At 47.0% G+C, this 25,807-nt stretch carries 20 protein-coding genes; 14 read left to right on the forward strand and 6 right to left on the reverse strand.

The genetic code is table 11. The features are described from left to right. The first annotated feature begins 2 nt into the window (after positions 1-2). On the forward strand, positions 3-1,553 hold the full coding sequence (locus CIK94_RS03410; RefSeq protein ID WP_094421305.1) for a peptide MFS transporter: 1,551 nt from the start codon (positions 3-5) through the stop codon (positions 1,551-1,553). A 753-nt stretch (positions 1,554-2,306) separates the two neighbouring features. Here the strand turns inward: CIK94_RS03410 and CIK94_RS03415 are convergent. Further along, positions 2,307-3,419 (reverse strand): porin, encoded by a 1,113-nt coding sequence (locus CIK94_RS03415; RefSeq protein ID WP_094421307.1) that lies wholly within the window; start codon positions 3,417-3,419, stop codon positions 2,307-2,309. Positions 3,420-3,434: 15 nt separating this feature from the next. Beyond that, positions 3,435-4,892 carry a 23S rRNA (uracil(1939)-C(5))-methyltransferase RlmD gene (gene rlmD / locus CIK94_RS03420; RefSeq protein WP_022311410.1) on the reverse strand — a complete coding sequence of 486 codons (1,458 nt, stop codon included), beginning with the start codon at positions 4,890-4,892 and terminating at the stop codon, positions 3,435-3,437. A gap of 199 nt (positions 4,893-5,091) precedes the next feature. Here rlmD and ppdK point away from each other — a divergent pair, with 199 nt between their 5' ends. The 4 genes from ppdK to CIK94_RS03440 all read left to right on the forward strand — a co-directional run bounded on the left by ppdK (position 5,092) and on the right by CIK94_RS03440 (position 11,008). Next, entirely contained in the window at positions 5,092-7,812 is a 2,721-nt protein-coding gene (ppdK, locus tag CIK94_RS03425) for a pyruvate, phosphate dikinase (protein WP_094421309.1), read from the forward strand. Between the two features lie 86 nt (positions 7,813-7,898). Then, positions 7,899-8,405: a hypothetical protein gene (locus CIK94_RS03430; protein WP_094421311.1), complete on the forward strand. Its 507-nt coding sequence runs from the start codon at positions 7,899-7,901 to the stop codon at positions 8,403-8,405. 399 nt (positions 8,406-8,804) lie between these two features. Then, a complete protein-coding gene (gene dnaB / locus CIK94_RS03435; RefSeq protein ID WP_094421314.1) occupies positions 8,805-10,310 on the forward strand; it encodes a replicative DNA helicase in 1,506 nt (501 codons plus the stop codon). 17 nt (positions 10,311-10,327) lie between these two features. Beyond that, a complete protein-coding gene (locus CIK94_RS03440; protein ID WP_144008161.1) occupies positions 10,328-11,008 on the forward strand; it encodes a tetratricopeptide repeat protein in 681 nt (226 codons plus the stop codon). 19 nt (positions 11,009-11,027) lie between these two features. Here CIK94_RS03440 and CIK94_RS03445 read toward each other — a convergent pair whose 3' ends face one another. From CIK94_RS03445 to CIK94_RS03455, 3 genes are read right to left on the reverse strand one after another with little or no spacing between them, the layout of a single operon-like run. Next, the gene (locus tag CIK94_RS03445) at positions 11,028-11,702 is read right to left on the reverse strand and encodes an RluA family pseudouridine synthase (RefSeq protein ID WP_094386898.1); all 675 of its coding nucleotides are present in this window, start codon (positions 11,700-11,702) and stop codon (positions 11,028-11,030) included. Next, entirely contained in the window at positions 11,702-12,460 is a 759-nt protein-coding gene (gene fabG, locus CIK94_RS03450; protein WP_022311417.1) for a 3-oxoacyl-[acyl-carrier-protein] reductase, read from the reverse strand. Before fabG ends, CIK94_RS03445 begins: the two co-directional genes overlap by 1 nt. A 42-nt stretch (positions 12,461-12,502) precedes the next feature. After that, on the reverse strand, positions 12,503-13,108 hold the full coding sequence (locus CIK94_RS03455; RefSeq protein WP_094386897.1) for a TetR/AcrR family transcriptional regulator: 606 nt from the start codon (positions 13,106-13,108) through the stop codon (positions 12,503-12,505). Positions 13,109-13,767: 659 nt separating this feature from the next. On the opposite strand from CIK94_RS03455, the gene CIK94_RS03460 reads away from it, so the two are divergent. From CIK94_RS03460 to CIK94_RS03490, 7 genes are all read left to right on the forward strand, one after another. Further along, on the forward strand, positions 13,768-14,481 hold the full coding sequence (locus CIK94_RS03460) for a lipoate--protein ligase family protein (RefSeq protein ID WP_094421316.1): 714 nt from the start codon (positions 13,768-13,770) through the stop codon (positions 14,479-14,481). Between the two features lie 19 nt (positions 14,482-14,500). Then, positions 14,501-15,595, forward strand: a complete 1,095-nt coding sequence (gene gcvT, locus CIK94_RS03465; protein ID WP_094421318.1) for a glycine cleavage system aminomethyltransferase GcvT — start codon at positions 14,501-14,503, stop codon at positions 15,593-15,595. Positions 15,596-15,648: 53 nt separating this feature from the next. Continuing rightward, on the forward strand, positions 15,649-16,026 hold the full coding sequence (gene gcvH, locus CIK94_RS03470) for a glycine cleavage system protein GcvH (protein ID WP_022311421.1): 378 nt from the start codon (positions 15,649-15,651) through the stop codon (positions 16,024-16,026). A gap of 34 nt (positions 16,027-16,060) precedes the next feature. Continuing rightward, positions 16,061-17,383, forward strand: coding sequence for an aminomethyl-transferring glycine dehydrogenase subunit GcvPA (gcvPA, locus tag CIK94_RS03475; RefSeq protein ID WP_094421320.1), 1,323 nt, complete (start codon positions 16,061-16,063; stop codon positions 17,381-17,383). Next, positions 17,373-18,830, forward strand: coding sequence for an aminomethyl-transferring glycine dehydrogenase subunit GcvPB (gene gcvPB / locus CIK94_RS03480; RefSeq protein WP_022311423.1), 1,458 nt, complete (start codon positions 17,373-17,375; stop codon positions 18,828-18,830). Before gcvPA ends, gcvPB begins: the two co-directional genes overlap by 11 nt. Then, positions 18,817-20,064, forward strand: a complete 1,248-nt coding sequence (locus CIK94_RS03485; protein ID WP_094421323.1) for an NAD(P)/FAD-dependent oxidoreductase — start codon at positions 18,817-18,819, stop codon at positions 20,062-20,064. Before gcvPB ends, CIK94_RS03485 begins: the two co-directional genes overlap by 14 nt. Positions 20,065-20,363: 299 nt before the next feature. Next, entirely contained in the window at positions 20,364-20,966 is a 603-nt protein-coding gene (locus CIK94_RS03490; RefSeq protein WP_022311425.1) for a riboflavin synthase, read from the forward strand. Positions 20,967-20,978: 12 nt separating this feature from the next. Here the strand turns inward: CIK94_RS03490 and CIK94_RS03495 are convergent, their stop codons facing one another. Beyond that, positions 20,979-21,617: an HAD family hydrolase gene (locus CIK94_RS03495; RefSeq protein WP_094386894.1), complete on the reverse strand. Its 639-nt coding sequence runs from the start codon at positions 21,615-21,617 to the stop codon at positions 20,979-20,981. 207 nt (positions 21,618-21,824) lie between these two features. Between CIK94_RS03495 and mltG the strand changes: the two genes are divergently transcribed. After that, entirely contained in the window at positions 21,825-22,877 is a 1,053-nt protein-coding gene (gene mltG, locus CIK94_RS03500; RefSeq protein WP_094386893.1) for an endolytic transglycosylase MltG, read from the forward strand. A 119-nt stretch (positions 22,878-22,996) separates the two neighbouring features. After that, positions 22,997-25,801 carry a prolyl oligopeptidase family serine peptidase gene (locus CIK94_RS03505; protein WP_094386892.1) on the forward strand — a complete coding sequence of 935 codons (2,805 nt, stop codon included), beginning with the start codon at positions 22,997-22,999 and terminating at the stop codon, positions 25,799-25,801. Positions 25,802-25,807 lie beyond the last annotated feature (6 nt).

Below are 25,807 nucleotides of genomic sequence, written 5' to 3' on the forward strand. Positions count from 1 at the left end.
TTATGTTTGAAGGACAACCTAAAGGTCTTTATGCGTTGGCTCTTGCCAACACTGGCGAGCGATTCGGTTATTACACCATGCTTGCCATCTTTGCCCTGTTTATGCAGGCTAAGTTCGGATGGACAGAGTCACAAGCCGGACAGGTTTATGCCATATTCCTGGCAGTAGTTTATTTTGCTCCGCTCTTTGGCGGTATGATAGCCGACAAGATTGGCTATGGCAAGTGCGTAACCATTGGTTTTGCCACAATGTTCCTCGGCTATCTGGGTCTTGCCATCCCCACAGAGGCCGATACTATCGGACAGATTTCCATGTTTGGCGGACTGGCTTGCGTGTCATTGGGTACCGGCTTGTTCAAAGGCAATCTCCAGGTATTGGTAGGTAACCTCTACGACGACCCCAAGTACTCATCACGTCGTGATTCGGCCTTCAGCCTTTTCTATATGGCTATCAATATCGGTGCAATGTTTGCCCCCTCAATGGCTAAATGGATTACCAACGTATATCTGTCTCACTATGGCTTCCAATATGACGCAGCAAGCACTGACCCCAGTTATCTCCAGGCCCTCTCTGGCGCATACGGTCTTTGCTTTGGTGTAGCCTGTGTATCTCTGATTCTGTCAGCAGTCATCTATTTCGCCTTCCGCGGATGGTTCAAGCATGCCGATGTCACTGCCAAGCAGGCCAAGGAGCAGGCTGTAGCCGTAGAGGAGTTGACCCCCAAGCAGACCAAAGACCGCATCGTGGCATTGCTGCTCGTCTTTGCCGTGGTTATCTTCTTCTGGATGGCATTCCACCAGAACGGTTCGGCTCTTACATTCTTTGCGAAGAAGTATACCGACCTGACTGTTAGCGGCACTATGCGCATCGGATTCAACATCTTCAGTCTGGCTCTTATCGCCATCTCTGTTTATACCGGTTTTGCAACATTCCAATCCAAGTCTACTCGCAGTCGTGCTATCTGTGGTGTCGCTACCGTTCTGCTGCTCTCTGGAGCCTACGCTCTCTATGCAGTAATGGACAATCCTACATACGCACAGCCATCAGACTTCCAGCAGTTCAATCCTTTCTTCGTAGTAGCACTCACCCCATTCAGCATGGCATTCTTCGGCGCTCTTGCCAACAAGGGCAAAGAGGTTAGCGCGCCAACCCGTATCGCATGGGGTATGCTTGTGGCCGCTCTTGGATTTGGCGTCATCACCATGGCATCTACCGACCTTATTTCGCCGATGTCATTGGGCGACAAGACCCAGAGCATACTGTCTCCAGGATGGCTCATCTCTACCTACTTTACCCTTACACTGGCAGAGCTGTTGCTGTCGCCTATGGGCATCTCATTTGTTTCCAAGGTTGCACCTCCTAAGTATAAGGGCCTTATGATGGGTGGATGGTTTGTTGCCACAGCCATTGGTAACTACCTGAGCTCAATCCCATCTATGTTGTGGAACAGAATACCACTGATGTACAACTGGGGTATCCTCATCGCGCTTTGTCTCGTCAGCGCATTGGTAATGTTTGCATTGCTCAAGAAGCTGAAGGAAATGACAGCATAGGCAGATAGATTATTTACTATTAAAGGCTGATTTCTAAACGTATAGAAATCAGCCTTTAATTATATCTACAGGGCAAAGATAGATGCTTGCTTAATGAGTATATACGTAGATGACAAGACAGGTGATGGCGACAGCTATCACGCATAAGACTCTAAACAGAATTTTAGCTAACTTCTTGCGGCGCTGAGCAGCACTCAAGTTCTTTCTTTTATAGATCTCGGCTTCATCCAAATGCTCGTGATGATGGATATGATGTCTATTGTTATTCGTAGTCATGTATAAAGTTTTTATGTGTTATTGGTAGTTTTGTCTAAGTCTAAATGTATTAGATTACAAAAGTAGATAATATAATTGATTTAGCAAACAAATCAAAGGCAAAAGTGATTGTTTTGCTATTTTTTAACAATACTAATTCCCGCATGAAGGCTATAAGTGTAACCGTAACCCACAATTATCCAGGGGCCAAATACTAAATGACTTCAAAATACAAAACAGATATTTCAAGTTTGGAATTATCTGAATCACAGTTTGCATTAGCCATTTCATGCCTCGCAATTTGCCCCAGATAGCCAACCTGTCACATGTCGACAAGAAACGACTGGTATGGCATGGTGCCAGGCTAAATGAGCCAACCGGGCGTGAGCCTCGACACAAGGAACAACGAGAGGAAGAATAGGGTAGTGGTGAAAGAAAACAAACAGGAGGAAAACAAACGATGCTTTCCTCCTGGTCGGGATGATAGGAATGATGGCTTTAGAAACGGAAAGCCAGTTCTACATCTACCATATTATAATTATGTTTGGTCAGACTGCGGTCATTGACAAACGCATATTCTCCACTCAACTTGAGATTGCGGCAGAACTCATAGTCCAGGCCCACCTCATAGAATGTCTTCTGCTTGGAGGCATCGCCTGAGGGCTGATACATATCATAACGGGCTTTGGCGTGCATCTTCTTCTTGATAATTGGGGCAATAACCAGAGCGTAGACACCTTGCGCCTTGTCACCGTTCTTGCTAAGCTCGAAGTCGGTAGCATTCTCCGGCTTCTGATAGCGTGTCTTGAAAGCCAAGCCTGTACTGTGGGCATACTCAGAGCGGAATGTCCAGTCGTTGGTTACATATTCTGCAGAAAAGGCATATCTGCGTTGGGGCAAACTCAAAATCTCTGTGACTTTACCGTGGTCAGTATCAACTGTGCGTTTGCGGGCATACGAGCCAGTCCAACCAAAAGCACCGATTCTCATACCTGCAACAGGCATAACCCAAACTCCACCGATGATGTCTTTGCGCTGATCTACATCTTTAACGTTGATACCCTGTCCATTGAATACACCTACCTGGTAATGAAGCAGGTTGCGGCCGTTGGCATTGGGCAGGAAATCGCCCTGCAACTGGACACCGATATCGCGGCCGTTGCTGGCGTGGGCACCAGCACGGTCATTGAAACCTGCGATGGAGGAGGTAATCTGGCTGTAGCTCATGAACCCTTGGTCTACTGGGTGCATGGGATTCTCAAAAGAGAATGGACGCTTGAACTGTCCTGCCTTTATCTTGAAGTAACCATATTTCTGCCACTCCGCAAAAAGGTCAACGACACGGGGAGAATTGCCAAGATCCGTGGTGTTGCCATTAAACTGAATTTGGGCTTTCCAATAAAAGTCATCAAGTATACGGCCATCGAGGCTTACACGTGCCAATCTCAAGTTGAAAGAGTTGGACTTGTCATTAACTTTGCTGCTACTTTGGTATTGTACGATGCCATAACCCGATAGCTTTACATTGTTAATCCAAGAAGCAGGTTTGTTCTGCGCATAGCTGGCAAAGGCGGTCATCAAAACCATAGCCAGCATTATTGATTTCTTCATTTTATATTACGTATTTTAGTTATTATTCTCAGAAGTGCGCTTGACCAGCAGAACAACATTCTCTACATGTGGCGTATGGGGGAACATGTCCACAGGCTGAACTTTGGCCACTTTATATTCAGCATCCATCAACGCCAAGTCCCTTGCCTGCGTTGCAGGGTTACAGCTCACATATACAATGCGTTCGGGCGACGCGTTAAGGATCACATTTACCACATCAGGATGCATTCCTGCGCGTGGGGGGTCGGTGATAATCACATCTGGACGTCCATGCTCCTTGACGAAGTCATCGGTAAGGATGTCCTTCATGTCACCGGCATAGAACAATGTATTGTCGATATTGTTGATTTTGCTATTGACCTTTGCATCGGCAATCGCCTCGGGAACATACTCGATGCCGACCACCTTGCGGGCACGTCTGGCTACGAAGTTGGCAATGGTTCCCGTTCCCGTGTACAAGTCGTAAACGAGCTCGTTACCAGACAATTGGGCAAAGTCACGGGCTACACAGTAGAGGTGATAAGCCTGATCGGTATTGGTCTGATAGAAACTCTTGGGGCCTACCTTGAACTTGAGGTCTTCCATGGCTTCATAAATGAAGTCCTTTCCCTTGAACAGCGTCAGTTCCAAATCGTTGAACGTATCGTTGCCTTTCTGGTTGTCTACATAGAATATGGATGTAAGTTGAGGGAACTTGTCTGCAATATGATTGAGCAGTAAGAGGGCTTTCTGCTCGTCGCCCTCCTCATCGTAATGGAACTGCAGAATAAGCATCCATTCGCCGGTATTGGAGTTGCGGAAAACCATGTCGCGCAGCAATCCTACCTGATTACGTATATCATAATAGGTATAACCATGGGCAAGCGTGAAATCGCGTATCTCATTGCGTATCTGATTGTGCAAGTCATCCATCAGATGACACTTGGAGATGGGATAAATCTTATCAAAAGCGCCAGTAATATGAAATCCAATTGCCGGTTCGCTCAAGTTGCTTGGGCCATCTTCGGTCCTTGGAGGCAATGCAGCTACCTCCTCTTTGGTGTACCAACGCTTGTTAGCGCAGCCAAATTCAAGTTTATTGCGATATTCGCATGTTTTTTCTGAACCCAGAATGGTCATAAACTCGGGCAATTCAACTTTCCCGATACGCGAGAGTTGGTCATAGACCTGCTGTTGCTTGGCTTTTAGCTGCTCCGAATACAAAAGATTCTGCCACTTACAACCTCCGCAAATGCCGAAATGGTCGCACATGGGCTGGGTGCGCAATGCACTGTATTTAATAAATCTGACAGCCTCGGCTTCGCAATATTTGTGTTTCTTCTTTTTTACCTGCAAATCAACAATGTCGCCAGGTACTACAAAGGGTACGAATACGGCCATCTCATTGACATGGGCAACACACTTGCCTTCGGCTGCCACAGCTTCGATGGTCACGTTTTCCAACATGGGTAAGGGTTTACGCTTACGGGTCATAATTCTTTTTAAGGGCAAAGTTACAAATAAATTAGGTATTTGTTAATAATTTTTGCAGAAAATATGCTGCCCAAACCAAAAAACATAAAATGTAAACTCCACATGTCAATTTTTCAATAATTTACTTGGAGATATTCTAAAAATGAAGTAACTTTGCAATAATAGAAAAACTAAATAATTTTTGAATAAATTTGATAATATGAGTGAGCAAAGAGTCTATACTTTTGGCAATGGTAAAGCCGAAGGTAATGCAAAAATGAGAGAGGAACTCGGCGGCAAGGGCGCTAACCTTGCCGAGATGAACCTTATCGGAGTTCCAGTTCCTCCCGGTTTCACAATTACCACTGGTTGCTGTAATGAATATTACGAGGTGGGCCAGGAGAAAATCAAGGAAATCCTGAACGATGAAGTAACAGCTGCTGTCAAGCACATCGAAAAGCTGATGAACTCCAAATTTGGTGACGTCCAGAATCCTTTGTTGGTAAGTGTACGTTCTGGCGCCCGCGCATCTATGCCTGGTATGATGGACACCATCCTCAACCTGGGTCTTAATGACGAGGTAGCAGAAGGTTTGGTTCGCAAGACCAACAACCCTCATTTCGTATATGACTCATATCGTCGCTTCGTACAGATGTACGGTGACGTAGTTCTCGAGATGAAGCCCGTAAACAAGGAAGACATCGACCCATTCGAGGAAATTATTGAAAGCGTAAAGGCTGAACGTGGTATCAAGCTCGACAAGGACTTATCTGTAGAGGAACTGAAGAAGCTGGTTGAACTGTTCAAGACCGCTATCAAGGAACGTACTGGCAAAGATTTCCCCGATGATCCTATCGAGCAGCTTTGGGGTGCCATCTGCGCAGTATTCCGCAGCTGGATGAACGAGCGTGCTATCCTGTACCGCAAGATGGAAGGAATTCCAGACGAGTGGGGTACCGCTGTTAGCGTTATGGCCATGGTATTCGGTAATATGGGTGAAACCAGTGCTACTGGCGTTTGCTTCAGCCGCGATGCCGGAAACGGTGAGAATCTCTTCAATGGTGAGTATCTCGTAAACGCACAGGGCGAGGACGTTGTTGCAGGAATCCGTACTCCTCAGCAGATTACCAAGATTGGCTCTCAGCGCTGGGCTGAGCGTGCAGGTATCAGCGAAGAGGAGCGCGTCAGCAAATATCCTTCTATGGAAGAGGCTATGCCTGAGATTTACAACCAGCTGAATGAACTCCAGGATATGCTTGAGCACCACTATCGCGATATGCAGGATATGGAGTTCACTGTTCAGGAGGGCAAGCTGTGGTTCCTTCAGACCCGTAACGGCAAGCGTACCGGTACCGCAATGGTTAAGATTGCCATCGACCTGCTGCACGAGGGTATGATTGACGAGAAGACAGCCATCATGCGCTGCGAGCCTCAGAAGCTGGACGAACTGCTTCACCCCGTATTCGACAAACTTGAGCTTCAGAAGGCTAAGGTTATCACCCAGGGTCTGCCCGCTTCTCCCGGTGCCGCATGTGGCCAGATTGTATTCCATGCTGACGATGCACAGAAGTGGCACGCCGACGGCCATCGCGTAATTATGGTTCGTATCGAGACAAGCCCCGAAGACTTGGCTGGTATGGCATCTGCCGAGGGTATTCTTACCGCTCGTGGCGGTATGACCTCTCATGCTGCCGTAGTTGCCCGTGGTATGGGTAAGTGCTGTGTATCTGGTGCTGGTAGCATCAATGTAGATTATAAGACAAGAACTGTAGAAATCGACGGAGTCGTTTACAAGGAGGGTGATTATATCTCTCTCAATGGTTCAACCGGTCAGGTTTATGCAGGCGAAGTTCCCACCAAGGCAGCTGAGCTCAGCGGAGATTTCAAGGAGCTGATGGACCTCTGCGACAAGTATACCAAGTTGCAGGTTCGCACCAATGCAGACACTCCTCATGACGCAGCCGTAGCCCGCACATTCGGTGCCAAGGGTATCGGTCTTACACGTACTGAGCACATGTTCTTCGAAGACAAGAAGATCGTTGCAATGCGTGAAATGATTTTGGCTGACAGTGCCGAGGGACGCAAGAATGCTCTTGACAAGCTGTTGCCTTATCAGAAGGCAGACTTCAAGGGTATCCTTGAGGCTATGGATGGTTGCCCCGTCAACATACGTCTGCTTGACCCACCTCTCCACGAGTTCGTTCCCCACGATCGTGCTGGTCAGGAAGTTATGGCAAAACAAATGGGCGTGGATGTTTCTGCTATCAAGCGTCGCGTTGAGAGCCTCGCAGAAAACAATCCTATGCTTGGTCACCGTGGTTGCCGTCTGGGAATCACATTCCCAGAGATTACTGCCATGCAGACTCGTGCCATCCTCTCTGCCGCTTGCGAACTGAAGAAGGAAGGCAAGAATCCTATGCCAGAGATTATGGTACCTCTTATCGGTACACTCAACGAGTTTAAGCAGCAGAAGGGTGTTATCCTCAAAGCCGCTGCCGAAGTATTCGAGGAGTATGGTGAGAAGATTGATTTTGAAATCGGTACAATGATTGAGATTCCTCGTGCCGCCCTTATAGCAGACCGCATTGCTGAGGAGGCTGAGTATTTCAGCTTCGGTACTAACGACCTTACTCAGATGACCTTCGGTTACAGCCGCGATGACATCGCCAGCTTCTTGCCCGTATATCTTGAGAAGAAGATTCTGAAGGTCGATCCTTTCCAGGTTCTCGACCAGGCTGGTGTTGGTCAGTTGGTTAAGATGGCTGTAGAAAAGGGTCGTGCCGTACGTCCAAACCTGCTTACCGGTATCTGCGGTGAGCACGGAGGCGAACCCAGTTCAGTTAAGTTCTGTGCCAAGATTGGCCTCAACTACGCCAGCTGTTCACCTTTCCGCGTGCCAATAGCCCGTCTTGCTGCGGCGCAGGCTGCTGTTGAGGAATAATTCATTATTCTTAATTATAAAAGAGGTGGAGATAATATTCTCCACCTCTTTATATTTAATACATTATTATATATATACATATAAGAGTGAAGATAATCAAGATTCTTTTATCCTTTATCTTTTGCGTTCTGCCATTGACAGAAGCATTAGGAGAAGGTTTCGTCACTATAGATTTTGGAACTTCTAAAAAGGAAGCAACTGAACACTTTATTACAATGTGGGGCCAACCCGACATTGTTAACGATGAAGCCATCGTCTTTCTGAATAAAGACTATCGTGGCTTCAGGTTCAACAAGATTATTATCGGTTTTGAAAACAAGAGCGATGACCATCATTTCAATCAGGCTCGCTTCTTCATTGCCCGCCACGCAAGACACCATGCTGTTGTACAGCGCGACTCTATAGCCAGAGTAATGGCCCATAAGTATGGTTACGGCATCAGCACCGATTACGAGGAAAATGGAAACAAATTCTATAAAGGCGGCGCATCTCCAGAGAGTATCGGCTTTCTGTTTACTATTTATACGCAGCGTAGAGAAGGTCGCTGGATGACCGAACTTCGCTTCGGTGCCTTTCATAAAATAAAGAAATAAATCATAAATCTCATGTTAAAAAACGCACAGGCAACAGCTGAAAGCGTAAAATTTGTGAATAATGTCACCACAATGGCCATATTATGGTTAAAAGATGTTATAACAGAACAAAATTTGCGCAAAAATACTTGCATAAATATATGATAATTATTAAATTTGCAGTGTGTTTTTCATGGTATTAGATTATTAAGGTTTAGAAGGATTGGTTGTCGTGAGACAATCAATCTTTTTTTTGCCCATAACATTCGGGAGATTTTCCATATGCGTTACAAGAACAACCAGAGTAAGGATATCGGTCGGGAGGATAGATGGCGATAGCGTTAAATCTATCTAAAAAGAAACATCTTGTTATGTCAGCTCAAATTCTTTTCGTACATTTGCAATCCCAAATTTTTGATTATGGCAGATAATAATAATTCTACTCGCCGCAAAGCGTCTTCGACAACAATTGATACCTCGTATGGTCACTTGCAGCCCCAAGCCCTGGATGTGGAAAGGTTGGTATTGGGCGCCTTGATGATAGACAAAGATGCATTTTCAGTAGTTTCTGAGTTTTTAAAACCTCAGACGTTTTATGAACCACGCAACCAAAAAATATATCAAGCTATCCAAACGCTTAATGTGGATGAGCATCCTGTTGATATCTCTACAGTTATAGAAGAATTAAAACGCGAAGGCACTCTTGATGACATCGGAGGTCCCTCGTATGTACTCCAGTTAAGCCATGACGTGGCTTCGTCTGCTCATATTGAATACCATGCACATATCCTGGCGCAAAAGTTCTTGGCACGCCAACTTATTTCTTATGCAGGCAACATTGAGACCAAAGCCTTTGACGAGTCCATTGATGTCAACGAACTGATGCAGGAGGCAGAGGGAAGCCTGTTTGAGTTGTCGCAGAATAACATGAAGAAGGACTATGTACAGGTTGATCCGGTTATCAATAAGGCTATCGAAATGCTTCAGAAGGCCGCCGAAACCACAGGAGGTCTTACTGGAGTACCAACAGGCTATACCAAACTTGATGAGAAGACCAGTGGCTGGCAGAAATCAGACCTTGTCATCATAGCCGGACGTCCTGCAATGGGTAAAACTTCTTTCGCTCTGTCACTTGCCAAAAACATTGCTGTAGACTATAAATTCCCCATTGCTTTCTTCTCACTTGAAATGAGCAATGTCCAGCTTGTCAACCGCCTTATTTCCAACGTTTGCTCCATTTCGGGCAGCAAAATGCTTAACGGTCAATTGTCCCATGACGAGTGGGAGCGTCTTGACAAGGACATACGAAAACTCCAGGGTTCACCTATCTATATCGATGACACACCCGGATTGTCTATCTTTGAATTAAGAACCAAAGCTCGGCGATTGGTACGCGAAAAAGGGGTGAAGATTATAATGATTGACTACCTACAGTTGATGAACGCAAATGGTATGCGTTTCGGTAGCCGTCAAGAGGAGGTTGCCAAAATATCGCAGTCACTCAAGGGTCTGGCTAAAGAATTGGACATTCCCATTTTGGCTCTCTCTCAGCTCAACCGTACTGTAGAAGGTCGTGAAGGAGTCGAGGGAAAGCGTCCACAACTTAGCGACTTGCGTGAATCGGGAGCCATTGAGCAGGATGCGGATATGGTAATGTTTGTACATCGTCCTGAATATTATCATATCTTCCAGGATGACAAGGGACGCGACCTGCATGGAATGGCGCAGATTATCATTGCCAAACACCGTAAAGGAGCAACTGGTGATGTGCTTCTTACCTTCAAGGGCGAGTTTACACGCTTTCAAAACCCAGAAAACGAGAATGGTCCTGAACCTCAAGGTCCCAACGGGGAAATTATCGGCAGTCGCATGAATGACCCGTTGAGTGATGACAATTCGTTTCCACCGCCAGACATGCCATTCTAAGATATAAAACTTTAATTATGAAAGTATCAAAACTATTGTTGACGGCTGCCCTTTGTATAATCTGCGACATGGGTTATGCACAAAAGACCAATCCGCTGCGAGACAGTTTGAAGATTGCCGTCAACGAACTTGCATTCCATCCCGATTCGATAGACTTGCTGCTCAAGAAAGCTGCCTGGAATATCGAGTTGGGTGAGTGGAATTATGCCAAAGATGCTTATGATAAGGTGTTGGCGCTCCAACCCACCAATATCGCAGGCCTGTACTACCGGGCATATGTCAACGAGCAGTTGAGACGTTACAACTTTGCCCGTATGGACTATGAAAACCTACTTCTACTTGTACCCGGAAACTTTGAAGCGCAACTCGGCTTAGCCCTTCTCAATCAAAAGGACAAAAGATACACGCTGGCCCTTGACCAAATTAATCGCCTTGTTAGCCAATATCCCGACAGTGCACTTGCGTATGCTGCCCGAGGCGGTATGGAAATTGAGCGAGGAATGTATGATTTAGCATTAGACGATTACACGATGGCATTGAAGAAATCTCCGGGCAACACTGATTACCGTCTGAATCGTATAGATTTGTATATCCGCTTGGGTAAATTAGATGCTGCCAAAGCCGATCTTGATTGGATGGTAGTCCACGGTGTACCACGTGCAGCTCTGTTGGAACAGTACAAACGGCTAAAGCGTTAGCCTATAACGACATTCTTGATCAAATGCTTTCGGCCAATGCCTTCCACAAAGCATCAGATGGGGTAGGGGCTTCCACCTGTATTGTATCTTTAGATACCGGATGAACAAACTCAATACGCTTGGCCATGAGGGAAATGCTGCCATCAGGGTTAGATCGCGGAAAACCATATTTCAGGTCGCCCTTGATAGGGCAGCCCATATGGCTCAGCTGACATCTTATCTGGTGATGCCTTCCAGTCATAAGATGCACTTCAAGCAAGGTGTATCTGTCTGTTCTTGCCAGCACGGAATACCGCAAACAGGCATTCTTAGAGTTCTTTACTTCGTGATCATAGGCGTAGCTTTTATTTTGTTTCTCGTTACGCACTATCCAATTATTCAGTTCGGCTTCACTCTGTATTGGTGTGTTTTTCACTATTGCCCAATAGGTTTTGTGTACGTCTCCCTTGCGGAACATTTCATTGAGACGTGCAAGAGCCTTAGATGTTTTAGCAAAGACAACTAACCCACTTACAGGTCTATCTAAGCGATGCACCACACCGAGGAATACGTTCCCCGGTTTGTGGTACTTCACCTTAATATATTCTTTCACCGTCTCCGAGAGAGGGCGATCGCCGGTTTTATCTCCCTGAACGATCTCGCCACTCTGCTTGTTGACGATAATGATATGATTGTCTTCGTATACTACTTCCATTACATATTCATGCCGCCGTCAACCTGTATTACCTGGCCACTTACGTATGATGACATGTCTGAAGCGAGGAACAGACATACATTAGCAATGTCGTTGGTCTGTCCGCCACGACGCAGAGGAATCTTCTTCATCCAGTCTTTGCGGATATCCTCAGAAAGCTGAGCTGTCATAGGTGTCTCAATGAAACCTGGTGCTACTGCATTTGCACGAACGCCCTTAGGTCCAAGTTCCTGTGCAATTGACTTTGCCAATCCAATCATACCCGCCTTTGAGGCAGAGTAGTTACACTGGCCAGCATTACCATGAACTCCAACTACAGAAGACATGTTGATGATTGAACCACCACGCTGACGCAACATAATGGGGGCACAAGCATGGATGAAGTTGAATGCAGACTTTAGGTTTACATTGAGTACTGCATCCCACTGAGCTTCCGACATACGGAGCATCAGTCCATCCTTAGTGATACCAGCATTGTTGACCAATACGTCGATGCTGCCGAAATCGGCATGAATCTGCTTTACTACTTTTTCTGTCTCCTCGAAATCAGCGGCATTGCCAGCATATGCACGACATGTTACGCCCAGAGCTTCGATTTCCTTACGTGTTGCTTCGAGTCCAGCGGCCATATCGTCGTTGAGCACGAGGTCGGTAAATGCGATGTTTGCGCCTTCTGTGGCAAATTTCATTGCGACAGCTTTTCCGATGCCGCGTGCTGCTCCTGTGATAAGAGCAGTTTTACCTGTTAATAATCCCATGTTAATCTAATATTAAAGTAAATTTTATAATGTTCCTATAATCTATCGCTTATCCATGAATTCACGACTTTTACCCAAGGCTCCATATACCACCTTTGCCACCTGCGGCTTGCTTGTTTCCACGTTGAGACCGTGGCCTAATCGTCCGTATATGAAAGGCACTTCGAGTCCTTTGATACAATAGTGCGTGATGTCTGCGACCAGATCCACGTTGTCTATATCAAACTCTCCGTCAGCCTTACCATCAGAATAAACCTTACGGAAGAGCTCAATCTCGTATTCGTCAAAATTCTTTCTAACTTTTTCGACCATCCATATATTACGGAAGAATTCTGCACGCAGATTTCCATTGCGTACAACCGTTTCGCGTATCATGCTGAGATGTGTATATATAAGTTCGATGATTTTTTCCTGTGGGGGAATCTTCTTGTTTGCCACTTCATCAAGTTTTTCAGACAAACGCTCCAATTCAGACTCAATGACAGCAGAAAAGATTTCCTCTTTACGATTAAAGTATGTATAGAGGGTTCGGCGACCTTTGCCTGAAGCGACTGCAATGTCGTTCATAGTGGTGTTAGCTATACCTTTCTTGGCAAACAGCTGACGAGCTACGTCTACCAGCATCTGTCTTGTCTTGGATATGGACATAATCTATAACAATCTAAAGGCGTACAAAATTGCACATGCCAATTTTATTGTGCAAAAGTAGGGACTTTTAGGGAATAATACAAACAATTCGCTCCCAATTTTTAGAGAAGTATTAAAAAACTTTAATTCCACGACAGCTATAGTCACAATACCAAGTTAGGAAATTAATTCGAGATGGGCCATATTGATTAATCGAAAAATTCCAGGGGCGTTGATAACATGGAATGATATATTGACATCAAGTTAAACTAACACGACTAAAAGTTTAACCACTAAAAAAGACTACACATTAATAATTACTACGCCCAAAGCAACAAAAATCAGAACTGAAGCGAAACAAACAGAATGTATTAAATGAAAGCACTGTTATTTTCTACCATTCCGCAGTATTCGAGAAAAGAATAGGACATGCAGTCATAATATTTATTTAACATAATGGCGATTATATTATTTTTCTATCTATTCACATTTGGGTTTATATTTGGTATTTGTGACAAATTTATGAAGATAAAGTGAAGTGCGTGCTTTAATTTATTTTTTTCATGACTTTCCTTTTTCTTTTCAGCATTTTATTTTTTCTTTTCAGCATTTTATTACTATATTTGCAACTGATTAAACAAGATATAGAATATAGACAACAAGATATAGAAATATAGACAATGACTTATATTGAAACAGGCGACGAACAGACCCACCGGCTGAGTTTCTATCTCGCCATGGAAGAATATATAGCACGCCATTTGTTACATCAAGACGATTGCTTCTTCATGTGGCAAGTGGAGCCCTCCGTAATATTCGGACGCAATCAGGTTCCTCAGAACGAGGTAAATATAGAATACTGTATCGAGAATGGCATACAAACTTACCGCCGCAAGAGCGGAGGTGGATGTGTCTATGCTGACCAAAGCAACGTGATGCTCTCCTATATAACTCCTGACGCCAATGTGACCGATACGTTCAGCAGATATATGCGAATGGTAGCCGACACTCTGCAGGAAATAGGTATCGACGCTCATCCCAACGACCACAACGACATCATGATTGGCAACCGCAAGGTGTCGGGCAATGCCATCTACCGGCTGCCAGGCAGCATCATCGCCCATGGCACTCTGCTCTACGATACAGATATGGAACATATGATGCACGCCATTACCCCCTCACGGCAGAAGCTCGACCGTCATGGAGTAGAGAGTGTACGTCAACGCATCTGCCTGCTTAAAGACTATACTCCACTCCCCTTTGCAGATATACGCGCAAAGATACGCCAGCACCTCTGCCAAACGACCTATACGCTGACAGAGCATGACCGCGAAAAGGTGAGAGAGATAGAGCTCGAATACCTTGACCCTCAGTTTATCGGAATTGCAGACTAATAACATTAACAGACAAGATATGGAAAACAAGAAAACGTGTCTCTATGACAAACATGTAGCGCTGGGCGCACTCATCTCTCCCTTCGGCGGTTTTGACATGCCGATACAGTACAGCTCCATCATCGATGAGCATCAGGCAGTAAGACAACACTGCGGTGTATTCGATGTGTCACACATGGGCGAAGTACGCGTAAGCGGTCCAGACGCCGAAAAATATGTAAACCACATATTCACCAACGACATCAAGGACGCCCCACAGGGCAAAATATACTATGGCATGATGTGCTACCCCAACGGTGGCACCGTAGATGACCTGCTCGTCTACAAGATGGGACATCAAGACTATTTCATCGTCATCAATGCTGCCAACATTGACAAAGATGTGGAATGGATGAAAGGCCACGCCGAGGGATTTGACATCACGCTCGACCACTGCTCTGACCGTTATGGCCAGCTGGCCGTGCAAGGTCCTAAATCGCCACAGGTGATGCTCGACATTCTGGGCCTCGACTGCAATGACCTCGTTTTCTACACCGTCAAGACCATTACCCTGGCTGATGGAGAAGAGATTATCGTATCACGTACTGGATATACTGGCGAAGACGGATTTGAGATCTATGGAAGCCACGACTATATACGTCAGGCATGGGACAAACTGATTGAAAGTGGCCAGTGCAAACCTTGCGGACTGGGTTGTCGCGACACACTGCGCTTCGAGGTTGGACTGCCTCTCTACGGTGACGAGCTCAGTCAGGACATCTCTCCCGTCATGGCCGGCCTTTCCATGTTCTGCAAACTCGACAAAGAAGAATTCATTGGTCGCGAAGCCCTGGCACAACAGAAAGCCGAAGGAGTAAGTAAGCGTCTTCGCGGAATAGAACTCGAGGGACACGCCGTGCCCCGACATGGCTACAAGGTGCTCAAAGATGGTGTGGAAGTAGGCGAAGTGACTACAGGCTACCGACTGATTTCCGTTGATAAGAGTTGCGCCGTAGCTCTTGTCGACAGCAGCATCCAGATGGGTGACACCGTAGAAGTTCAGATACGCAAGAAAACCTTCCCTGGTAAGGTTGTCAAGAAGAAGTTCTACGAGAAGCACTACCACAAGGCATAACCACCCCACCCCAACAACACAAAAATCAATAATCACTATTAAAGAATAAAACTATGGCAACAGTAATGGAAGGACTCTATTATGCAGAGTCACACGAGTATGTAAAAGTAGAAGGCGAATTCGGCTACGTAGGCATCACAGACTATGCTCAGCACGAATTGGGCAACGTAGTATATGTAGATATGCCCGAAGTTGACGACGAAGTGACTGCCGGCGAAGAATTTGGTGCTGTAGAAAGCGTCAAAGCTGCTTCTGATTTGCTCTCCCCCGTCAGCGGAACTGTGGTAGAAGTTAACGAAGAGCTCGAAGACCAACCCGAGAAAATCAACGAAGATGCCTTCGGCAACTGGATTATAAAAGTAAAGCTCAGCGACCCATCGGAACTCGACAATCTTATGGACGCCAAGGCCTACGCTGAAATGACCAAATAAAAGGTTTAATCACACTGACACAACCATTCAAGTTATGGCATACAAATATTTTCCACAGACAGAGGAAGACATCCGCGAAATGCTGGCCAAGATAGGCGCGGGCTCGCTGGATGACCTCTATGCGGAAGTGCCCGACGAAATACGCTATAAAGGCGAATACCGACTGCCCGACGCAATGAGCGAGGTAGAAGTACGCCAGTTTATAGGCAAGTTGGCACAGAACAACAAGCAGCTTGTATGCTTTGCCGGAGCCGGAATCTATGACCACTACACCCCGTCGGCCATTCCTTCACTGATAGCACGCTCCGAGTTTCTTACAAGCTACACCCCCTACCAGGCCGAGATTTCACAAGGTACCCTCCACTACATCTTCGAATACCAATCGATGATGAGCGAACTCACCGGAATGGAAATCTCCAACGCATCAATGTATGACGGCACCACTGCTACAGCGGAAGCTGTACTCATGGCCAACGCTTCGAGCAAGAAGTCTAACCGTGTGCTCGTATCTGAGACACTCGACCCCAAAACTCGCAGTGTAGTGGACACCTATGCCCATTACCACGGAGTGGAACTGGTTACGATTCCCGCTCAAGACGGAGTGACCTCACACCAAGCCCTTGCTTCGCTCGTTGACGAAGCTCCCGTGGCAGGAGTTGTAGTACAGCAGCCCAACCGATATGGCATCATCGAAGACTTTACAGGTATGGCAGACCTCTGTCACGACCATAAAGCCCTCTTCATCATCAACAGTATTGCAGCCGACCTGGCCCTCCTCAAGACCCCAGGAGAATGGGGCGCAGACATTGCTGTAGGCGACGGACAGTCACTCGGTATTCCAATGACCTACGGAGGCCCCTCGGTAGGCTACATGTGCTGTACAGAGAAGATGATGCGCAAGATGCCGGGACGCATCGTTGGCAAGACCACCGACCACGACGGACGACGCGCCTTCGTACTCACATTGCAGGCTCGCGAGCAACACATACGCCGTCAGAAAGCCACCAGCAACATTTGCAGCAACGAGTCACTCATGGCTCTCTTTGTGACCATTTACATGAGCTTGATGGGCAAGGAAGGTCTGAAAGAAGCTGCCCAACTCTCCTATGACGCAGCCCACTATCTCTACGACAATCTGCTCAAGAGCGATAGCTTCTCCCCCACTTTCGACCAGCCTTTCTTCAATGAGTTCTGCATCGATTACAAGGGAGATGTAGACCAACTCCTGAACAGACTCGAAGCAAATGGCATTTTGGGAGGTATCAAAATCGGTGACCATACCATCATGATGGCCGTAACGGAGAAACGCACCAAAGAAGAAGTTGACCTTTTAATTAGTTTGTGTCATGAACAGTAGATTATACGGAAACCTCATATTTGAGCTGTCACGCCCCGGCACCCGAGGCTACAGCCTGCCCCGCAACCACTTCGGCCATCATGCACTCCCTGACAGCCAGCGCCGTCAGCACGATGCAGAATTGCCCGAGTGTGACGAACTGACCGTTGTAAGACACTACACAAATCTTAGCGGCAACAACTTTGGCGTCAACAATGGTTTCTATCCTCTCGGCAGTTGTACGATGAAGTACAATCCATGCATCAATGAGGAAATAGCCAACCTCCCACAGTTTGCCAACCTCCATCCCGCCCAGTCTACAGATAGCTGCCAGGGAGCCCTCGAGGTAGAATACAACCTACAGCAGTCGCTTGCCGAACTTACCGGATTGGCTGACTTCACTCTGAATCCCTTTGCCGGTGCTCACGGAGAGCTCACCGGACTGATGATTATCAGCAACTATCACCAGCAACGTGGTGATACCAAGCGCAAGAAGGTAATCGTGCCCGACTCAGCCCATGGTACTAACCCTGCATCAGCAGCTGTATGCGGACTGGAGATTGTGGAAGTCAAGAGTACAGCCGAAGGCGTGGTTGACGTGGAAGACCTCAAGCCACTATTGGGAGATGACATTGCTGCAATGATGATGACCAATCCCAACACACTTGGTCTTTTTGAAACAAAGATACCTGAGATTGCGAAACTGGTACACGACTGCGGTGCACTGATGTACTATGATGGAGCCAACCTCAATCCCATGCTCGGTGCATGCCGCCCTGGAGATATGGGATTTGACGTTATGCACATCAATCTCCACAAGACATTCTCTACGCCCCATGGAGGCGGTGGTCCGGGAAGCGGCCCCGTTGGTGTGCGCAGCGGACTGGAGCAATACCTTCCCTCGCCCCACGTGGTTAAGCATGGCGACAAGTTCACTGTTACAAACGATAGCCACAACCATGTAGGAGCATGGCTTGGAAACTTCGGAGTGATTCTGCGCGCCTATACCTATATACTTACTTTGGGTCACGAGAATGTCAAGATGGTTGGTCCTTTGGCCACCCTCAATGCCAACTACATCAAGGAAAGTCTCAAAGACGTCTACGAGCTACCCATTGAGGGACTCTGCAAGCACGAATTCGTATTCGACGGACTCAAGGACAAATCTACCGATGTTACCACGATGGATGTGGCCAAGCGTCTGCTTGATTATGGCTACCACGCTCCCACTATCTACTTCCCACTCCTCTTCCATCAGGCTATGATGATTGAGCCCACAGAGAATGAGAGCAAACAGACTATCGACAGCTTCATCCACGTGATGCGACAGATTGCACAGGAAGCCAAGGAAAACCCAGATGTGGTGAAGACAGCTCCCCACAATGCGCCAATCTCTCGTGTTGACGACGTTCTGGCTGCCAAGCATCCTATACTCACCTATAAACAATTGGTCAATGACAAAGACTGATCTGATTATCATTGGAAGCGGCCCCGGAGGTTACCGGGCCGCCCAATATGCAGCACAGCACGGACTGGAAGTCATCATCTTTGAAGACCGTCAGGCCGGAGGAACGTGCCTTAACGAGGGATGTATACCCACCAAATGCCTGGTTCACGACTCCCTCAAAGGCACCCCATTTGAGCAGGCCATGCTACGAAAGGAGGAAGTTAGCGCACAGCTGCGTCAGGGAGTGGAGATACTCATGTCGCAGCCCCATGTCACAATGGTCAAGGCCCATGCCCGTATCACCGCCCCCGGCACTGTAGAGGCAGGAACAGAGACCTATAGCACCGACAACATCATCATCGCTACTGGCAGCAGCGCCAAGATGCCACCCATCAGCGACATCGACAGACCAGAAGTGATGACATCTACCCAACTGCTACAACTAAAGTCGCTCCCCAAGCGCCTTGCCGTAGTAGGAGCAGGCGTGATAGGCATGGAGTTTGCCGCCATCTTTCATCGTATGGGTGTAGAGGTGGAAGTCTATGAATTCCTCAAGGAATGTCTGCCTATGATAGACAAGGACCTCGCTAAGCGCCTCCGCAAGAAGATGGAAAAAGACGGTATCAAATTCAACATGGGTTATAGTGTAGAGAGCATTGCATCTCTTCAAGCCGACGCCGTGTTAGTGGCAACTGGTCGCAAACCCAATCTTGATGAAGACGAATTGCAGGCATTGGGCATAGAGTATGACCGCAGAGGTATCGTCACCGACAACAATATGCAGACATCGGTAACAGGTATCTATGCCATCGGCGACGTCAACGGTAAGGCTTTGCTCGCCCACGCTGCCACATTCCAGGGGTTCCGTGCAGTTAACCACATACTTCAACGGGCAGACTCTATCCGTCTTGACATCATGCCATCCGCGGTATTTACAGACCCGGAAGTCGCTACCGTCGGACTTACTGATGATGCCTGCAAGAAGGAGGGTATTACATGCAAAGTGCACAAAGGGTTCTATCGCTCCAACGGTAAGGCTCTGGCAGATGAAGCAACCGAAGGTCTGGCCAAAATTGTAACAGATGACGAGGGCCGCATAATAGGTTGCCACATTCTGGGTGCCCATGCAGCCGATATGGTACAGGAGATAGCCGCCCTCATGAACCAGGATGTCACGCTTGCACAACTTGCTGATATTGTGCACATCCACCCCACTTTGGGCGAAATCATCCAGGACATCGCTATCAACAGTTGATTTAATCTGACACGAAAAAAGTCAGACAATAGTTTTGTAAAATGAGCGATATGTTGTAATTTTGCATGCACAAAACAGGGGTTGCACCGATTCGATCGGGATAGTCATCACATTTAAAACAATTACCGAGAAAGCTCCTCTTGTCAATGGCGGGCCATATAAACTCCCTCAAGGGAACTAAGTCGAAAGACCGATGGATTACAAAGGCGGAGGGCACTCAAATCTTATTTACTCGGACTTATCATCACATCATCGTGCAACCCCTTCTTTATTTTTTTACCCAATAATACGATTACAGCATGTTTAGTGGAATAGTAGAAGAGATGGCCACAGTCACAGCCATCGTCAGAGAACAAGAGAATATACATATCACCCTGAGATGCTCGTTCACCGCTGAGCTCAAGATAGACCAAAGCATAGCCCACAACGGCGTCTGCCTTACAGTAGTGGCTATCGATGGTGATTGTTATACGGTCACCGCGATGAAAGAGACGCTCGACCGTTCTAATTTAGGTATGCTTACCGTTGGCAGCCACGTTAACATAGAACGCTCGATGCTCATGAATGGCCGCCTCGATGGACATATCGTACAAGGACACGTGGACCAAACCGCACTATGCACTGCCGTGACCGATGCCGACGGCAGTACCTATTACGATTTTACCTACCATTACGACAGGGCTATGGCCCATCGTGGCTACTTTACAGTGGACAAAGGCTCAGTAACAGTCAATGGCGTATCACTTACTGTATGTCAGCCCACGGACAACAGTTTCCGCGTTGCCATCATCCCCTACACACGCGAGCACACCAATATTGGTGAAATCACAGTAGGCTCTACGGTCAACATAGAGTTTGATATTCTCGGAAAATACATCGCAAGATTGCAATCTCTCCAATAGATTGCAATCTTTTTATAATAGAATTTCTTCTGGCGTCTCTACCAAGCGTTGGGCACCATGCTCGATGAGGAAATCGCGAGAACGGAATCCCCACAGCACACTGATGCAAGGCATATTACAGTTGCGAGCGGTCTCAATATCCACATCACTGTCGCCAATATACACTGCACCATCCCTACTTGCCCCAAGTTGTCTTAGGGCCTCCTCTACCGTATCAGGAGCAGGTTTCTTACGAATATTCTCGCGTTCACCAATCGCCACCGCTACATATTCGCCAAAAAAATGACGGCATAGCTCTTGTGTGGCGGCATAAAACTTATTGCTCACCACAGCAATGTTCTTTCCACGTTTCTTGAGTTCTTTCAGCATAGGCATCACTCCCTCGTAGGGCGCCGTGGTGTCGAGATTGTGCTTGAGATAATGCTGACGAAAACAGGCATAGGCATCGTCAAAGAGCGGATTATCCGTCCCTTCGGGTATAGCCCGCTCCATAAGTTTCTTCACTCCGTTACCTACAAATCTTCTTACATCATCTTCGCTGTGTTCGGGCATGCCATAAGTACGAAGAGCATAATTGGTACTCGCTGCCAAGTCATGCAATGTATCGAGCAGCGTACCATCAAGGTCAAAAATATATGTCTGATATTCCATTGTATATCCTCCAAACATCGGCAAAGGTAACAATTATTCCCCACTCATCTATCCTGAGCAACTATAAAAAATGCTAATTATTGGCCTTATCCTTATCTTTATGGCAAACCACGGGAAACAGCTACTCTCACGGGCAAAAAATAAATCATTTTATTTTGTTCTCCAATGGCTTTTCGCTAACTTTGCATGAAACTAATTAGTATAAAGATGAAACCACTTACAAAAAGCAATAAGAAGTATATCGTCATGGCATTGACCTGCCTCGCGGTCATGTCGGGATTTGCATATTACTACTTCTTCTCGGCCTTCTCCGTTTCTTCCACAACAGAATATCTGTACATAGACCAGGACGATAACATCGACTCGGTATTCACCAAACTTACCCCGATAGCCTCGCGTCACGGTATGCAAGGATTGAGCACGCTTGTAAGACACAGCGATTACCCAGAAATCATTAAGACCGGACGCTACGAGATAACCACATCAATAGGGGCATTCCAGCTTTTTAGAAGACTCAAAGCAGGCATGCAATCTCCCGTGCACCTCACAGTCCCCTCGGTACGTACGGTGGAAGATTTGGCAGAAGAGCTCACAACCAAGCTCATGCTTGACAGTGCCACACTCCATGCGGCCCTTGTCAACCCAGATACCTGTAAGACTTACGGCTACACACCTGAGACTATCACATGTATGTTTGTACCAAATACATATGAGGTCTACTGGAACATATCTCTCTCCAAACTCCTCAAGCGCATGAAGAAGGAGAGTGATTCATTCTGGAATGAAGACCGTATGGCTAAGGCGCAGCGTCTGAAACTAACACCCATAGAGGTTATCACCCTTGCAAGTATAGTAGACGAAGAGACTGCCAACAATGCCGAGAAGCCCATGGTGGCTGGTATGTATTACAATCGCCTGATGATGCGCGATGGAGAATACCCAAATGGCATGCCGCTGCAGGCCGACCCTACTATCAAATTCGCGCTCAAGCAGTTTGCGTTGAAACGCATTTACCACAATATGCTACAAACGCAAAGTCCATACAACACATACGTCAACACAGGTCTGCCTCCAGGCCCCATCCGCATTCCTACCGTGGCAGGCATAGACGCAGTACTCAATATGGTACACCATAATTATATATATATGTGCGCGAAGGAAGACTTCAGTGGTACTCATAATTTTGCCAGCAACTATAAGGACCATCAGGCCAATGCTGCCAAGTATAGCAAAGCCCTCAATGCAAGAGGCATAAAGTAGAATTCACCTATTTATTAACAATCAATGTGGCCATCCCCTATCCGCATGTTGCATCAGTCTTTATGATTACTTCGTCCGATGGGAATGGCTACTAATACTCTAACTTCATTTAATACCCAATGAAACAGAAATCACTGTTGTTCTTAATCTTGATGGCTCTCGCCATCCAGTATGGTTGGGCTCAGAAGAAGCCCCTTACCCACGATGTGTATGATGCTTGGCAGAGCGTAAAATCTGCTTTTCTTTCCTCAAAAGGCAATGTAAGCCTATGGGAAGTTAATCCACAACAAGGCGACGGCACACTCTACATCCGCGACAACCGCAACGGTCGCCTCATCACACTCCCCAGAGGCTACAGAGCAAGAATCACCTCAAACGAGAAATATGTAGTGGCGCAGATTAAGCCATTGTTCTCGCAGACACGTGATGCTAAAATCAAGAAGAAGAAAGCAGCCGATATGCCCAAGGATTCTGTGGCTATCATAGACATCAATGATGGAAACATTAAGAAAATCGCCAACGTCAGCGGATATAGCATGGGACGAGTAGAGCAGCCTGTAGTTGCCATTGCTCTGACCTATAAGACTCCAGAGCCATCTATGATAGCCGAAAAGGAGAAAGCTAAAAAGAAGAAAAAGAACAAAAAGACAAAGGATGAGGCTCCCAAGGCCAAGGTGGACAAGGATGCTGCCAATGACATGTTGCTCTACACCTTTGCCACAGGCGACACCGTGCGTATGCGCTGTGTAGCTGGTTACGAAATCAATGCCCAAGGTTCACAGATGGCATACGTTGCCCGCGACAAGAAGAACCATAATATCATGAAACTCGCCAATCTGTCGAACCTGGATATTCGGAGCGTCTCGGCAGAAGCCACATTCATGTCATCGCCAAAATTCAACTGGACAGGCGACAGACTTATGTTTATGGCAGCCACAGATACCATACCCTCTGGTAGCCGCCACTGTTCACTCTATGAATACCGTCTTCAGGGAGGACTCCGTACGGTTGTAAGCAGTGATGATTCATCAAAACTCATTGATGGTTGGGGAATTACCGACAAGTCAAATCCATACTACACCCGTAACGGCAATCGCATTATGGTTGGCATTATGCCCTATGTAGCTCCAGACGACAAAACCAAGTATGACTTCGAGACCGCCGAGCCCAGCATTTGGCGCTATGATGCCGACCTGATTCCACCGATGTTCAAATTAGGAGAACTGAAGAACGGCACCTCGCAGGTAACATGCACCATTGACAACGAAGGCAACTTCATCCGTCTTGGGCAGTCTTACTACGACCGACTGCTATTCCCCGACCTCAGTGTTACAAATACGGCCCTTTCCGTGGACAATACAGGACGCATACTCGAGCAGCAATGGGATATTCAGACCAAGAAGCGCATCTCTGTCATAGATACCTATACAGGTAAGCGCACCCAGATTGCCGACTGCAAAACTGCGGGCGAAACCATTTCACCTGATGGCAAACACGCCGCATGGTTTGACTTGGAAAAGCATCACTGGATGCTTGCCAACACCTCTACTCATAAGATTGCCAACATTACAGCATCACTCAAGGTTCCATTCTACAACGAAGACACAGACACCCCCAGCGAAGCGGCTCCCTACGCCGGCGTTATATGGACTTCCGACAATCGTGGTATGATTCTCACCGACCGTTTCGACCTATGGTATATCCCTCTCGACGGCAACAAACCACTTAACCTCACTCAGGGCAACGGACGCAAGGATAGCATACAATACCGTTTCCGCAACCTTCAGCCTTCTACAGACAAGGTTGGCTTCGACGCCTGCCAGCCTATATATCTTTCGGTATACAACTACCGCACCAAGGAGAACGGCTTCGCAAAGACAGATTTGAATGCCAACCTGCAGCAACTCGAATATGGAAAGTATACTTATACCAGCCTGTGCAAGGCCGATTCTGCCAACACGTTCATGGTATGCAAGGGTAACTTTGAAGTTCCTATGAATCTTTGGCTCGTCAACGACAAGTGGACTCAGTTGAGCAACATCAATCCCCAGCAGGCTGACTATGCTTGGGGTAAGCCAGAGCTCTTCCAGTGGAAGGCATTTGACGGCACCCCACTCGACGGTGTGCTCTATAAGCCAGACAACTTTGATCCCAACAAGAAATATCCGGTCATTGTCTATTTCTATGAGCGCAACAGTGAGTCACTCTACCGTTACTTCAGTCCTGCGCCCAGCCGCAGCATCGTTAACATCCCTTACTTTGTAAGCAACGGATACATTGTTTTTGTTCCCGATGTGGTTTATAAGGTAGGTCATCCTGGCAAATCTGCTTACAATTGTATTGTAGCTGGTGCCAAAGCTCTTGCAGCCAATAAGTGGGTGGACAGTTCCCACATGGCCATCCAGGGTCAAAGTTGGGGTGGCTATCAGGTAGCTTATCTCATAGCCCACACTGATATGTTTGCTGCAGGTGGAGCCGGTGCTCCCGTTTGCAATATGACGAGTGCTTATGGAGGCATCAGATGGGGCACAGGAATAAGCCGCCAATTCCAGTATGAGCAGACACAGAGCCGTATTGGCAAAGACCTCTGGAGCGGCTTCGACCTCTACATAGAGAACTCTCCCCTCTTCGATTACCCCAAGGTAAAGACCCCTGTGCTCATCATGCACAACAATGCCGATGGTGCTGTTCCCTATTATCAGGGAATTGAGATGTTTATGGCGCTCCGTCGTTTGGGCAAACCCGCCTGGTTGCTTGAATATAACCGAGAGGCCCATAATCTCTCCAATCGTAAGAATGCCAAAGACCTGAGCAAGCGTCTGTCTGATTTCTTCGACCACTATCTCAAGGGAGCTCCTCTCCCCGACTGGATGAAGCCCGACACACCTTATATCATCAACGGCCAGGCCAAGAGGCTCTATTAACAGCGA

It is taken from the genome of Prevotella sp. P4-51 (genome assembly GCF_002251455.1).
In the GTDB taxonomy this organism is placed as follows: Bacteria; Bacteroidota; Bacteroidia; order Bacteroidales; family Bacteroidaceae; genus Prevotella.

Excerpts from the sequence above, each read along its gene's own strand:
- gcvT (WP_094421318.1), top strand. The coding sequence starts at position 14,501 with ATGGAAAACAAGAAAACGTGTCTCTATGACAAACATGTAGCGCTGGGC.
- CIK94_RS03490 (WP_022311425.1), top strand. The coding sequence starts at position 20,364 with ATGTTTAGTGGAATAGTAGAAGAGATGGCCACAGTCACAGCCATCGTC.
- CIK94_RS03485 (WP_094421323.1), top strand. The coding sequence starts at position 18,817 with ATGACAAAGACTGATCTGATTATCATTGGAAGCGGCCCCGGAGGTTAC.
- CIK94_RS03460 (WP_094421316.1), top strand. The coding sequence starts at position 13,768 with ATGACTTATATTGAAACAGGCGACGAACAGACCCACCGGCTGAGTTTC.
- CIK94_RS03445 (WP_094386898.1), bottom strand. The coding sequence starts at position 11,702 with ATGGAAGTAGTATACGAAGACAATCATATCATTATCGTCAACAAGCAG.
- CIK94_RS03415 (WP_094421307.1), bottom strand. The coding sequence starts at position 3,419 with ATGAAGAAATCAATAATGCTGGCTATGGTTTTGATGACCGCCTTTGCC.
- CIK94_RS03410 (WP_094421305.1), top strand. The coding sequence starts at position 3 with ATGTTTGAAGGACAACCTAAAGGTCTTTATGCGTTGGCTCTTGCCAAC.
- gcvPB (WP_022311423.1), top strand. The coding sequence starts at position 17,373 with ATGAACAGTAGATTATACGGAAACCTCATATTTGAGCTGTCACGCCCC.
- fabG (WP_022311417.1), bottom strand. The coding sequence starts at position 12,460 with ATGGGATTATTAACAGGTAAAACTGCTCTTATCACAGGAGCAGCACGC.
- dnaB (WP_094421314.1), top strand. The coding sequence starts at position 8,805 with ATGGCAGATAATAATAATTCTACTCGCCGCAAAGCGTCTTCGACAACA.
- CIK94_RS03505 (WP_094386892.1), top strand. The coding sequence starts at position 22,997 with ATGAAACAGAAATCACTGTTGTTCTTAATCTTGATGGCTCTCGCCATC.
- mltG (WP_094386893.1), top strand. The coding sequence starts at position 21,825 with ATGAAACCACTTACAAAAAGCAATAAGAAGTATATCGTCATGGCATTG.
- CIK94_RS03455 (WP_094386897.1), bottom strand. The coding sequence starts at position 13,108 with ATGTCCATATCCAAGACAAGACAGATGCTGGTAGACGTAGCTCGTCAG.
- CIK94_RS03495 (WP_094386894.1), bottom strand. The coding sequence starts at position 21,617 with ATGGAATATCAGACATATATTTTTGACCTTGATGGTACGCTGCTCGAT.
- CIK94_RS03440 (WP_144008161.1), top strand. The coding sequence starts at position 10,328 with ATGAAAGTATCAAAACTATTGTTGACGGCTGCCCTTTGTATAATCTGC.
- gcvPA (WP_094421320.1), top strand. The coding sequence starts at position 16,061 with ATGGCATACAAATATTTTCCACAGACAGAGGAAGACATCCGCGAAATG.
- ppdK (WP_094421309.1), top strand. The coding sequence starts at position 5,092 with ATGAGTGAGCAAAGAGTCTATACTTTTGGCAATGGTAAAGCCGAAGGT.
- rlmD (WP_022311410.1), bottom strand. The coding sequence starts at position 4,892 with ATGACCCGTAAGCGTAAACCCTTACCCATGTTGGAAAACGTGACCATC.
- gcvH (WP_022311421.1), top strand. The coding sequence starts at position 15,649 with ATGGCAACAGTAATGGAAGGACTCTATTATGCAGAGTCACACGAGTAT.